Origin of the sequence: Weizmannia acidilactici (assembly GCF_008974185.1) — a bacterium.
In the GTDB taxonomy this organism is placed as follows: Bacteria; Bacillota; Bacilli; order Bacillales; family Bacillaceae_C; genus Weizmannia; species Weizmannia acidilactici.
The window spans coordinates 74,013-86,350 of sequence record NZ_BKZP01000004.1 but is presented as its reverse complement, the minus strand read 5'-3'; the positions used below and the strand labels follow the sequence as shown (position 1 = coordinate 86,350).

The following is a 12,338-nucleotide window of genomic DNA, read 5'->3' as shown; positions in this document are numbered from 1 at the left end:
CCTTTTATTTTTGAGGGCCGGGGCAAGCGCCTCCGCTTTTTTTCTAGCAGTTGCAGACTTCAAGGTCTTCTACCGGCCACCAGAAGAAGCCGTCTTTTTCGAGCAGCTCATCGGCAGATTTCGGGCCCATCGTGCCGGCTTCGTAATTCGGAAAGGAAATGGCTTTGTTTTCCCATACTTGCGAAATTTTGTCGACAAAGCTCCACGATAAGGCGACTTCATCCCAGTGGGTAAAGTTCGTCGCATCCCCGAGGAGGCAGTCATGGATCAGCTTTTCGTATGCTTCCGGCGTATTGATGCCATTTTTGCTGCTGTTGGCAAAGCTCAGCTGTACAGGGGTCGTTTCCATATGCTGGCCCGGTTTTTTCGCATTTAAATGCAGTGTGATCCCTTCTTCAGGCTGGATGTGGATGACAAGCAAATTTGGATGCAGATCATGGTTCGTGTTGTAATACAAATTCATTGGGATGTCTTTAAACTGCACCACAATTTTTGTCGATTTCGCGGCCATCCGCTTGCCGGTACGGATGTAAAACGGCACGCCCGCCCATCTGAAATTGTCGATCATCAGCTTTCCGGCCACATACGTTTCCGTGTTGGAGTCCGGTGCCACATTCAGCTCTTCCCGGTAGCCCGGAACCTTTTTGCCGTTGATTTTGCCAGGCCCGTACTGCCCGCGCACAAAATATTCCGGTACATCTTCCCCTTCAATGGTCCGCAATGCGCGCAGCACCCGCACTTTTTCACTGCGGATTTCATTTGTCGTCAGGCTGATCGGCGGTTCCATCGCTAGAAGCGCCACCATTTGTAGCATATGGTTCTGCACCATATCGCGCAAAGCCCCGCTCGTTTCATAATAGCGCGCCCGTTCTTCCACCCCGAGCATTTCACTTGATGTAATTTGGATATTGGAAATATAGCGGTTGTTCCAAAGCGGCTCAAACAGGGCATTCGCAAACCGGATCACTTCAATATTTTGCACCATCGCTTTCCCTAAATAATGGTCGATCCGGTAAATCTGGCTTTCCGAGAAAGACTTGCGGATCTGGTTGTTCAGCGCTTTTGCCGTTTCCAGGTTATGTCCGAAAGGCTTTTCGATAACCAGCCGCTTAAACCCCTTCGTATCGGTGAGCCCGTCGCTTTTTAAATGGTCGGAAATCGTGCCGAAATATTCCGGAGCCATCGCTAAATAGAATATGCGGTTGCCTTCCAATTGGTACTTTCCATCCAGCTCATCCGCCAGCTTTTTTAATTGTATGTATGAGTCGGAATCCGTCACGTCATGCGGCTGGTAATAAAAATGCGAGGCAAATTCCTCGATCCGCTCGGCATGTTTGTTTGCGCTCAGCACGGAATCCTTCACATGGTTCCGGAACACTTCATCCGTCCATCCCCTTCTCGCCGTGCCAATCACCGCGAAACGCTCCGATAATTTGCCTTTCCGGTACAAATTATATAAGGAAGGAAACAGCTTGCGTTTCGCCAAATCACCTGTTGCGCCAAAAAGCATAAACAATGATTTTGGTGTCTCGGTTCTCTGCATTTTCTATACCTCTCTTTGTTCAAAAAATCACGATTAGAGCTAACCTAATTTCATTATACGGTTATAATGTGCCATTCTGAAACCATTTCATGAAAAAACGAGAAAAAAATGACTTCTATTATTCATATTTTTGGCACAAAACCGATGAACTTCCGGTATCACTTTATTCTAGACTGTCGCCGGCAAATACGCAAATAATATGCAAATGTTTCCTTTCGCTAAAATTATGATAAGATAGTTTATATTTGTGGCCGGAAATGGCAAGTAAAGGGGGAAATCATTTGGAAATTTTATTTTTGGGAACCGGTGCAGGCGTACCCGCCAAAGCAAGAAACGTTACATCAATTGCATTAAAACTGCTCGAAGAAAGGAATGCGGTCTGGCTTTTTGACTGCGGGGAAGCAACGCAGCACCAAATTTTGCGCACGACGTTAAAACCGCGGAAAGTCGAGAAAATTTTTATTACCCATCTGCACGGCGACCATATTTTCGGGCTGCCCGGTTTTCTTGGCAGCCGTTCGTTCCAGGGCGGGGAAAGCCCGCTTGTGATATATGGCCCGAAAGGCATCAAGGATTTTGTGGAAGTCTCCTTGAGGGTGAGCGAAACGCATGTGAAATATCCTTTGTCCGTTATTGAAATCGGCGAAGGGACAGTGTTTGAAGACGGCCAGTTTACAGTTGAGGCGCGCCGTTTAAACCACGGGATCGAAAGCTTCGGCTACCGGATTATGGAAAAAGACAAGCCGGGCGCCCTTGATGCCGAAAAATTGCAAAAAGAAGGGATCCACTCCGGCCCTGTGTACCGGCTGCTGAAAGAAGGCCGGACGGTGACGCTCGATGACGGCCGCACGATCAACGGAAAAGATTATCTCGGCCCGGCGAAAAAGGGGAGGGTCGTCGCTATCCTTGGTGATACAAGGCCGTCCCCGGCAGCTGTCCGGCTGGCGCAGAATGCCGATCTCCTAATTCATGAAGCGACATTTAACCGGGAAAGTGAAAAAATGGCGCATGATTATTTTCACTCCACGACATTTCAGGCGGCGAAAACGGCGAAAGAAGCGGGGGCGAAGCAGCTTCTCCTCACCCATATCAGCTCAAGGTACGGCAAAGAAGACTGGCCTGTCTTAGAGCAGGAAGCGAAAACGGTATTTCCCGAAAGTCTGCTTGTGCATGACTTCATGGAAGTGCCTGTTTCCTAATATAAAAAAGCGGCGGGGCATTTTGGGTTGCCCACCGCTTTGTGTTTTTACGTTATTCTGCTACCGGGGTTTCTTTTTGGACAAGGGACAATTCTTTTGAACGCTTTGTTGCCGCTTTGACGCAATCGATAAATGCCTGTTTCACATCCCGCTCATCAAGGATGCGGATGCCTGCTTCCGTTGTGCCGTTCGGGCTTGTGACGGCTTTCCGGAGTGCTTTCGGCGGCTCGTTTGAAGTTTTTAGCATTTCCGCCGCGCCGATGATCGTCTGGATAATGAGGTGTTTCGCCGCGTGTGCTTCAAGCCCGATTTCTGCTGCCGATTGCTGAAGCGCTTCGGCGATATAATAAATATAGGCCGGTCCGCTGCCAGATAGTCCCGTCAACGCATCGAGCTGCTCTTCTTCCACAACCATCGTAAGGCCGATCGCCGAAAAAATTTCGAGCGCACGCCTACGGTCCGTTTTAGTGGCGGCTGCGTTAAACGCGATCCCGGTTGCCGACTGCCCGACTTTTGCCGAGGTATTTGGCATGGCGCGTGCAATTGGAATGTCCAGGCTCAATTGGTTTTCCATAAACGGGATGGTGATCCCGGCCGCTACCGAAATAAAGAGTGTTCCAGGTGCGATCAGCGGCTGGACGGACCGGAGCACTCCTGGAACATCTTTCGGTTTTACAGCCAAAACGGCAACATCCGGGCCGTCAAAAAGCTGTTCCAATGTTGGTGCGGCCTGGATGCCGTACCGGTGTTCCAATGCCGCAAGCCTTTTTTTGTTTGTACGGTTATGCACCTTGATATCACCGGATTTGACAACGCCTTTTTTCAGTATGCCCCCGATCATAGCTTCGGCGATCGATCCGGCGCCGATAAAAGATACTTTCATCGTTTTTCCTCCTTCCAAGCAAAAAGCCCCTTCATCCGTTAAAGGACGAAAGGGCGTTGTTCCGCGGTACCACCTTTTTTGCGGGAAAATGGCTTCCCGCATCTCATTAGTCTAACGGTTTATTCCGGTTTGGTTTGCCAAACAGCTCACAGGGCAGGTTCGGCCAAGCAGAGGATGGCGAAGTTTTCCAGCCTCGAACTCCACTCTCTTGCATCATGCGTGGCTTACTGGTCCCGGTCATAGCCGATCGCATATTGAAAATGTATTATTCATTATGAAGAAAAAAGGAACCATTGTCAAGAGGATATTCTTGGAATTTTCAGAGAAAATAGGGGCCTTTCCGAAAGTGACATTCCAGGCGGCATGCGATACAATTGTAAGATACATACGAAAAATTGGGGAAGATGGCAATATGAACGGACGTATAAGAAACAAAACGATTGTCATTACCGGCGCATCCGGCGGGCTTGGTGAAAAAATCGCTTTTGCGTGCGCAAAAAACGGGGCCAATCTTGTTTTGCTTGCCCGCAGCCTTGAAAAGCTTGAAAAAATCAAGGCAGAGATCGAGGCGGCTTATTCTGTTGCTTGCGATGCAATCCGGCTCGATGTATCCGAACACGAAAAAATCCCCGCCGTATTTGATGCGATTTACAGCCGGCACGGAAATATTGATATCCTCGTCAACAATGCCGGGTTTGGCGTATTTGACGAAGTCCAGGACATCCGGATGGAAGATGTCAGGGGCATATTCGACGTCAATGTCATCGGGCTGATCGCCTGCACAAAAGCGGTTGCGCCGCATATGCAACAAAAGCGCGCCGGCCATATCGTAAACATTGCTTCACAGGCGGCAAAAATGGCGACGCCGAAATCAAGCGTTTATGCCGCAAGTAAATTTGCTGTGCTCGGGTTTACGAACAGCCTGCGGATGGAAATGTCACGGTTCGGTGTTTATGTGACCGCCGTAAACCCGGGGCCGATTGCGACCCACTTTTTTGACATTGCCGACAAATCGGGGACATACCGGAAAAATATTGAAAAGTTCATGCTCGATCCTGAAAAGCTGGCGGAAAAAATTGCCGGCGCCATGTTTACAAACCGACGCGAAATCAATGCCCCGCAATGGATGAATGCGGGAAGCATGATTCATGCACTTTTTCCCGGGTTTGTGGAAAGGCTCGGGCGGAATGCGTTTTTCAAAAAATGATAGGAAGGAAAATCCACAGGTATTTGCACCCGTGGATTTTTTAATGACTGCGAAAATTGCCGGCAGGGGCTCCCCTCGAACTGAATTGCCACGTGATGAAGCCCGTGACTGCCAACGGAAAGCGGCGTTAACAACGGTCGCCCGCCTTGGTTTGCTGAATCAGCGGAAACATACGGGAAATCAGCGTGGGCAAAAAAACGGGGAGAAAAGCAGCATTCTTTTTTCAAAGTCTGAAATTTGTTGAGAAAAATATTTTTTCTGACGGGTGTACTCCTGCAGAAGATTCCTTTCCCCAGCCGGATACCGAAGTGGATTCCGGTCACCAATTTTACTGGAAAAAAATAGCTGCATTTCCAAAAAAATAATTGGATAGGGAACGTATATTCGAATATAATAGGGTATAGAATAAGAACATAGGTTCGTGATTCTTTCTCGCTAACTAAGTAAGGGAAGAAGGGGTGGAAATTGGGCCAGCGTGTCATTTTTCTTGTTGATATGCAGTCATTTTATGCGAGCATTGAAAAGGCCGACCATCCGGAATACAAAGATAAGCCCGTGATCGTGTCGGGCGATCCGGCGCGCCGGTCCGGGGTGGTGCTGGCTGGCTGCCCGCTTGCGAAAAAACGCGGCGTCAAAAATGCCCTCCGCTTATGGGAAGCGCAGCAGCTCTGCCCTGATGCGGTTATCGTCCGGCCGCGCATGCAGCGTTATTTGGATGTGTCTCTGCAAATTACCGCCATCCTTGAACGATATACGGATATGGTCGAACCGTATTCGGTCGACGAACAGTTCATGGATGTGACGGGCAGCAGGCGGCTGTTCGGGGAGCCGCATGCAATCGCCGCCAAAATCCAGCGGGATATCATGAATGAAACCGGTGTTTACGCCCGTTGCGGGATCGGACCGAATAAAGTGCTCGCAAAAATGGCATGCGATAATTTTGCAAAAAAAAATAAAAACGGCATCTTTGAACTGAATCACCATAATATCGAGGAATATTTATGGCCTTTGCCGGTCGGCGCGATGTTCGGCGTCGGAAGCCGGATGGAGCGGCATTTAAAGCGGCTCGGCATTTATACAATTGGCGCGCTTGCCCGCTTCCCGCTGCCCGTTTTAAAGAAAAGATGGGGCATAAACGGGCAGGTGCTGTGGGAGACGGCAAACGGCATTGATTATTCGCCTGTTTCAAGGGAATCGCATGACGGGCAGAAGGCGATCGGGCACGCGATGACACTGCCGCGCGATTACGCGAGTTTCGAGCGCGAAATTAAAGTGATTCTTCTTGAACTGAGCGAAGAAGTTTGTTCAAGGGCGCGGATATCAGGCGTGATGGGGGGGTGCGTTTCGGTCGGCTGCCAGGGGGCGGACTATACGCATCCGACGGGGTTCCACCGCCAGACGGCCCTCATGACGCCGACAAACGGGACGATGGACGTCTACCGGGCGGCATGCCGGCTGTTTCTCGAATTTTGGAACGGGAAACCGGTGCGCCGTATCAGCGTGCAGCTGTCGCGCCTGTGCAGCGACAAGACCCGGCAGCTGGAATTGTTTGAAAACAAAGAGGCGCAAAGAAAAATCGGCTATACGATGGACCGCATCAAGCAGAAGTACGGGGCCGCGTCGATCATCTGGGCGGTGTCGCTGCTCGATGCCGGCCAGGCTTTGGAACGCGCCAAAAAGATAGGGGGGCATTATAAATGAACGATTATTTGCGGCGCGGAAACAAACTTTGGGAGGGGTCGCGCATGTTTTTGCCCGAGCATAAACAGGCAATTCTAAAACGGAAAAGGGAGCAGGGAAAACTGCAAAAACCTGAACTGGATGAGCAGCATCTCGAAAAGATCAACCGGATGCTCAAGCTTGCCCGAGAGATACAGGCGCCGGTTTCGGTCCGTTTTTTCGAGGACGGGTCGTTCCGCGAGATCACCGGCACCGTAAAAGATTTCCGCCCGCTGGAAAGGGAATTGAAGCTGCTTAAAAAAACAGGGGAGGCCGTTTTTTTAAAAATGGATGCCATTATCGATGTGGAACGGGCATGAAAAAAGCCGGCAAGCTTTCCACGTTTGCCGGCCACGCCTTTCATCTTTTTCTTGCCTGCACGAGCGCCTGCTGGACAACCCAGTTTTGCGGGAACGGGTTGCCGAGCACCCAGTAGCTGATGCCGCGCAGGCCGTATTCGTTCAACAAATTGATTTTTGCCCGTATGCTGCGTGCGTCTTCAAACCAGACTTCATGCTGCTGGCCGGTTTCATCGGTGTAACGGAAATAAGGCGACTGATACGTTGGATGGTAGCGGATTTCCGCGCCGTATTGTGCCGCTAAAGCAACTGCTTCCTGGGGGCTTATGGTGCGCGCAAATGTCCCTTGGTGCCACGGGATTTTCCAGTCGCGCCCGTAAAGCGGCGCCCCCATCATGATTTTATTCGGTGGGATAACGGTGACGGCGTAATCCAGGACATGTCTCACTTCGTTGATCGGCGCAATTGCCCACGGCCTGCCGCCTGCCCAGCCCCATTCATACGTCATGAGGATGATAAAATCGACGATTGCGCCATGCGCCCCGTAATCATGGGCTTCATAAAGCAGCCCTTGCTGTGTTCCGGAATTTTTCGGCGCGAGCGCGGTCGAAACGAGAAAGCCTTCAGGGCGCAGGCGGCGGACGGCGCGCTGCAGAAAGGCTGTATAACGGTCGCGGTCTTCAGGGTACACATACTCAAAATCAAAGTTTACGCCGCGGTAGCCTTTTTGCCTCATGGCTGTTAAAAGATTATTGATCAGCGTGCCCTGCAGTGGTTCGTTTCGGAGCAGCCGGGCCGCCAAATCGGAACTGAAGCCCCTTTCCGTAAAATTGGCGAGAATCAAAAGTGGCTGGACACCGTTTGCTTCCGCCGCCTGGATGACAGGGCGGTCATTGAGCGGCGTCAGGCTGCCGTCTTCCCGGAAAGCATGGCGGAAAGGGGACAGGTACGTAAAATAATGCCCAAGCCTGTATACTTCCCCGGCGCCTGCAACATCAAAAGAAGTTGTATAGGCGTTGACTTCTTTTACCGGCCGTGCGGGAGCCGGGATACGAAGCACCTGGCTTACAGCAAGGGATGCGCTTGTAAGCTGATTTGCCCGGGTAATACTTTGCGGGTTCACTCCATAAGCCCGGGCAATCCCGTACAATGTTTCGCCTGCTCTGACCGTATGGTTCCTGTAAGGGATATAAAGTACCTGCCCCGGAGAAAGTGAGGCGGGATTGCGGAGCACATTGGCTTCGATCAGGGACCGGGCCGTAACGCCGAGGCGCGCGGCAATCGTTCCGAGCTGGTCCCCTTCCTGGACGATATATTGGAAAAACCGGTCAGGAATAACAAGTGCCTGGCCGGGCACAAGCGGCGACGAGCCACCGAGCCCGTTTGCCGCCAAAAGCTGCGCAAGATCCGCATTAAGGCGGTTTGCAATCCGCCAAAGCGTATCGCCTTGCTGCACAGTATAAATTTCCATCTTCGACACTCCCCGATTTCATGCTCCTATACCATATTCATGGACATAAGCGGATGTTCAGAAAAACGGGAAGGATGCGTTAAAAATTGCGGTTTCCGAGGACAATGTTTTCCAAAAATTCATCAACCGCTTTTTCATACTGTTCCCGGTTCAAATTAAATGACTGGGCATGGGCTCCGTTTTCGGCAATAAACAGCTGTTTCGGCCCTCTTTTCTTTTCGTACAGGGCTTTTGTCATTTCCGGCAGAATGTAATCGTCCTTGGCGCTGTGGATAAACAAAACAGGCTTTCTGATGCGGTCGACCACATCGATCGGTGAAACATGGCGGAGCGAGTAGCCGTCGCGGATGCGGACAAAAAGGTCGGCAAGCGGGAAAAACCATTTTCCAGGCAACTTTGCCTCGTGTGTAAACTCCTGGATCAATTGGGTGCGAAAACTGGAAAACGGGCAGTCGGCGATATAAAAATCCGCCCGGTCACAAAGCTGCCCGGCATACAAAAGAAGCGTTGCGGCGCCCATCGATTCGCCGTGGATGCCGAAAAAAATGTCTTCCCCTTCGCGCGCCAGCAGCGCATCGACAACCGCTTTCAAATCAAATTTTTCGTAGTAGCCGTAGCTCGTCGATTTGCCACCGGATTCTCCGTGGCGCCTGTGGTCGTAAAGGATGGCATTAAAGCCCCGTTTAAGAAAAACATTCATGTACTTGATCGAATTCATTTTGTTTTCTGTTACGCCGTGACAGAAAATCATGAATTTTTTTGAATCGGGGTAGGGCTTGACCCAGACAGATTTCAGCATATAGCCGAAAGGGGAGAGGATCCACACTTCTTCTTTCGGCAGAGACGCGTATGCTTCAAGATCTAGCCGCTTTGCCGCAACTTCGCGGTCAATGATCAGGTGTTCGTCTTTTTTGCGCATATGCATCACCTGCTCGGAAATATAAAATCCGAGCGCGCCTGCCGAAAGCGCCGCCGTGCCCAAAAAAGATAAAACTTTTTTCAAAAAAATCCCTCCGTATCTTAAAATAAACGTTTAAGACGATTATACGATTATATGCCCGCAAGCCGAATGATTGCAAACAAAAACCGACGCGGCGAAATGAGCCGTGCCGGTTGCCGTATTATTGCGGGCTGTTCTGCCGTTTTGCCGGATGGATAGCTTTTTCCAAATCTTCCGCGGCCATCATCTGTTTCGGTGTATCCGCTGAAGGTTTCCCTTTTTGGCTATAGCCTTTGTCGAGTTTTTTCATACCAATCCCCCGAAAAGCAGATAGGGTTAGGATGCCCGAAAAACGGTCCAATTATCCGGAAGCGGCTTATTTTAAATTCATCAGCTTCTGCTTCAGCTCGTTTTCCATTGTCACCAGTTCCTGTTCGACCTGGACCCGCCTTGCCCTACCTTCCTGCTGGATGCGGAGCGTTTCTTCGAGCGTTGAAATCAAGTTTTCCTGCGTCTTTTTCAACGTTTCGAGATCCACAAGGCCGCGTTCGTTTTCCTGCGCCGTTTCAATCGTGTTGGCCTTCAGCATTTCCGCATTCCGCAGCAGCAGCTCATTTGTCGTTTTTGCCACCTGCTTTTGAGCCTCAACCGCATGGCGCTGGCGGATAAGCGTTAATGCGATGGCAATCTGGTTTTTCCATAACGGGATCGCGGTCATGATCGAAGACTGGATTTTCTCTGCCAGTGTCTGGTTTGTGTTTTGGATGAGGCGAATTTGCGGCGCGCTCTGGATGGTGATCTGCCGGCTCAATTTCAGATCGTGCAGCCGTTTTTCCAACCGGTCGGCAAACTGGATCATGTCGCTTACTTCCTGGAAAGCCATCTGGTCGCCGGTTGCTTCCGCTTTTTTCTTCAGCTCGGGAATTGTTTTGGTGCGCAGTTCATCAAGCTTGAGTTCACCGGCCGCAATATAAATATTGAGCGCGTGGAAATAATCTTTGTTTTTTTCATACAGCTGCTCGAGTATTTGGATATCTTTCAGCAGCGTTTTTTTCGAAAGGTCGAGCTTCACGCTGATGCGGTCGATCTGGGCGCTCGTTTTCTGGTATTTCGACAGCAGTTCCTGTACAGAGTTGGAAATTTTGCCAAGCATGCGCGAAAAGAAGTTTTTCTTTTCGGGCACAAGTTCCTCCGGGTTGACCTGCTCGAGTTTGCGCATTAGTTCGTTTAAAATATCGCCGATTTCCCCGATATCTTTTTTCTGTACCTGGTCAAGCATCGCATGCGAAAAATTCAGCAATTTCGACTGCGCCTGTGTGCCGTATAAAATGACGGCCTGGTGGTTTGCAGGGTCGATTTGTTTTGCCAGTTCATACGCTTTTTCGCGGTTTTCTTCCGGAAGCATGTCGACAAGGCGTGCAGGTTTCCGGCCCCCGGCAGGCTGCACCTCTCGTATTTCCTTGTCTCCGGGATCCTGGCTGCCGAAAGGATCGGCAAGCAGGTCATCAAGGTTTTCTCCAGCCGGTTCCTGCCAGAGCGGTTGTTTTTCTTCTGTCATTTTTTCAAACTCCTTTCATGCCGGAGGGAGATTTGCGTTCCAGCGAATGTTTCGCGTAAGCCAGTTCAAAGTCGAGCTCGTCCAAATCGGTCGAAAGCATATGGTACAAATCCTTTTCCGTCTCACGGCCCAATTGCTTTAATGCTTCTTCCGTATCCTGTAAATGATCGGACATTTTTTTATTTTTGACAGGCTGACCATTTAACAGGGCGTATTTTTCCGCCAGTTCCACCATGGAATCCAGGTGGTAAAAATAAAACGATTCCGCCTGGTAAAAGCGCTTCGGTTCTTTTTTAACCAAAGCATGTATTTTCCGGATCACTTTATTCATATCATAAAAAAGCTTGAATGTACCGATGCTGCGGACGGAAAAAAATGTTTTTTGCAGCCGCTTGATTTTTCTATCGGCTTCTTTCAAGTTTTTACGGATATACAAATAATCCTTTCTGGACAGCTGCTGTTCTTTCAGAAAGCTCCTCACCATAAGCCACTTCACGAGGCGGTTGACCAAAAAACCGCCTGCAAATGACAGCAGAAGGGACAGCCAAAACAAACGGCCGAAAGCAAAATAAATGAGCATCCAAAGCAGGAGTATGCTTGGAAAGGTAATGGCCGTGCGGATTACCGCGCCAATAAAAAATTTCATGATTGGACACCCCTGTACATTTCTTGATAAATTTGGCCATATGTCTAATACGGAAAGCCGGGAAGAAAAGATTCAAAAAACACGTAAATCTTTTCTTTAACGCTACTATACCAAAGATTCCGCGGATTTTTAAACCGAACGGCGCCTAATTTGACAATTTTTTTTATGGACATTTGATTTCTGCAAAACTGTACAGGAGATGGTATGTTAAAAAATGCGGCCGGAAATGGTAAAATAGAAAAAAACGGAAATTTACGGGAAGGGCGGTGAAGGTTGTTTGCAAACTTGCACATATGTCGGAAAAACGTTGTAAATCCGGGCACATTTGCGGTTTTGCAGGCAGCGGAAAATGGCGAAAAACAGGCAGACACAGCTGAAAAAAGAAAAGCAGGAAGAAAAGCTCCGATTGCAGGATGCGCTGGGGAGCGATGTGCTTGAGAAGCTGAAACAAGCGAAGCAGGAATTGACCGTGGAGGAGGAAGAAAAGAAAAAAGCGGAAGCGGAAAGGAGAAGGGCAGAAAGGAAGCGGCGCGAAAAAAACAAATCGTTTGCGGAACTGCTGGAAGAATCTGATATGGATTGGAGAAAATTTAAATAATTGACGAGACCCCGCCTGAAAAGTGCATGCGGGGCTTTATTATGCCCCGGCAACAAGGACATGACGATATACTTCCGGCGCGCTCCCGATACATCATCAGGATGCCGGAAAAAACAGAATGAAGGCGGTAATTTTTTTCATGGTTCTGGCCGCCCGGTTTCTTTTTTGGGTTGTGTTTGCTTTGCAGAACTGCGGAGGAAAGCACGGATGTCTTCAGCGGAAATCCCGATCTCCCTCGCTTCTTTCAACAGCAGCATCCATTCTTTTTTTGGCTG

At 49.7% G+C, this 12,338-nt stretch carries 14 protein-coding genes; 6 read left to right on the top strand and 8 right to left on the bottom strand.

Annotated features, from left to right (window positions below):
- Positions 1-43: 43 nt before the first annotated feature.
- Positions 44-1,543, bottom strand: a complete 1,500-nt coding sequence (zwf, locus tag BpJC4_RS02915; RefSeq protein WP_151697508.1) for a glucose-6-phosphate dehydrogenase — start codon at positions 1,541-1,543, stop codon at positions 44-46.
- A gap of 281 nt (positions 1,544-1,824) precedes the next feature.
- Between zwf and rnz the strand changes: the two genes are divergently transcribed.
- Positions 1,825-2,742, top strand: coding sequence for a ribonuclease Z (rnz, locus tag BpJC4_RS02910; RefSeq protein ID WP_151697507.1), 918 nt, complete (start codon positions 1,825-1,827; stop codon positions 2,740-2,742).
- Positions 2,743-2,794: 52 nt separating this feature from the next.
- On the opposite strand, the gene proC is transcribed toward rnz, so the two are convergent.
- Complete coding sequence (gene proC / locus BpJC4_RS02905; protein WP_151679534.1) at positions 2,795-3,625, bottom strand: pyrroline-5-carboxylate reductase; 831 nt, start codon at positions 3,623-3,625, stop codon at positions 2,795-2,797.
- 412 nt (positions 3,626-4,037) lie between these two features.
- Between proC and BpJC4_RS02900 the strand changes: the two genes are divergently transcribed.
- The 4 genes from BpJC4_RS02900 (at position 4,038) to BpJC4_RS02885 (ending at position 6,871) form a co-directional block, all read left to right on the top strand.
- A complete protein-coding gene (locus BpJC4_RS02900; RefSeq protein ID WP_151697514.1) occupies positions 4,038-4,832 on the top strand; it encodes an SDR family NAD(P)-dependent oxidoreductase in 795 nt (264 codons plus the stop codon).
- A gap of 185 nt (positions 4,833-5,017) precedes the next feature.
- Entirely contained in the window at positions 5,018-5,197 is a 180-nt protein-coding gene (locus tag BpJC4_RS02895; protein ID WP_151697506.1) for a hypothetical protein, read from the top strand.
- A 100-nt stretch (positions 5,198-5,297) separates the two neighbouring features.
- Entirely contained in the window at positions 5,298-6,533 is a 1,236-nt protein-coding gene (locus BpJC4_RS02890) for a DNA polymerase IV (protein ID WP_151679532.1), read from the top strand.
- A complete protein-coding gene (locus BpJC4_RS02885; protein ID WP_151679531.1) occupies positions 6,530-6,871 on the top strand; it encodes a YolD-like family protein in 342 nt (113 codons plus the stop codon). The genes BpJC4_RS02890 and BpJC4_RS02885 overlap by 4 nt, the downstream gene beginning before the upstream one ends.
- A 40-nt stretch (positions 6,872-6,911) precedes the next feature.
- Here the strand turns inward: BpJC4_RS02885 and BpJC4_RS02880 are convergent, their stop codons facing one another.
- From BpJC4_RS02880 to BpJC4_RS02865, 5 genes are all read right to left on the bottom strand, one after another.
- Positions 6,912-8,321 carry a glycoside hydrolase family 18 protein gene (locus BpJC4_RS02880; RefSeq protein ID WP_151679530.1) on the bottom strand — a complete coding sequence of 470 codons (1,410 nt, stop codon included), beginning with the start codon at positions 8,319-8,321 and terminating at the stop codon, positions 6,912-6,914.
- Between the two features lie 79 nt (positions 8,322-8,400).
- Positions 8,401-9,324: an alpha/beta hydrolase gene (locus BpJC4_RS02875; protein WP_151679529.1), complete on the bottom strand. Its 924-nt coding sequence runs from the start codon at positions 9,322-9,324 to the stop codon at positions 8,401-8,403.
- Positions 9,325-9,442: 118 nt separating this feature from the next.
- Entirely contained in the window at positions 9,443-9,571 is a 129-nt protein-coding gene (locus BpJC4_RS16805) for a hypothetical protein (RefSeq protein WP_259371264.1), read from the bottom strand.
- A 66-nt stretch (positions 9,572-9,637) separates the two neighbouring features.
- Positions 9,638-10,819, bottom strand: coding sequence for a toxic anion resistance protein (locus BpJC4_RS02870; protein WP_151679528.1), 1,182 nt, complete (start codon positions 10,817-10,819; stop codon positions 9,638-9,640).
- Positions 10,820-10,823: 4 nt separating this feature from the next.
- Positions 10,824-11,465 (bottom strand): 5-bromo-4-chloroindolyl phosphate hydrolysis family protein, encoded by a 642-nt coding sequence (locus BpJC4_RS02865; RefSeq protein ID WP_253693356.1) that lies wholly within the window; start codon positions 11,463-11,465, stop codon positions 10,824-10,826.
- 349 nt (positions 11,466-11,814) lie between these two features.
- Here BpJC4_RS02865 and BpJC4_RS02860 point away from each other — a divergent pair, with 349 nt between their 5' ends.
- Positions 11,815-12,063 (top strand): YqkE family protein, encoded by a 249-nt coding sequence (locus BpJC4_RS02860; RefSeq protein WP_151679527.1) that lies wholly within the window; start codon positions 11,815-11,817, stop codon positions 12,061-12,063.
- Between the two features lie 137 nt (positions 12,064-12,200).
- Here BpJC4_RS02860 and sinI read toward each other — a convergent pair whose 3' ends face one another.
- The gene (gene sinI / locus BpJC4_RS17030) at positions 12,201-12,320 is read right to left on the bottom strand and encodes a DNA-binding anti-repressor SinI (RefSeq protein WP_151679526.1); all 120 of its coding nucleotides are present in this window, start codon (positions 12,318-12,320) and stop codon (positions 12,201-12,203) included.
- Positions 12,321-12,338: the final 18 nt, after the last annotated feature.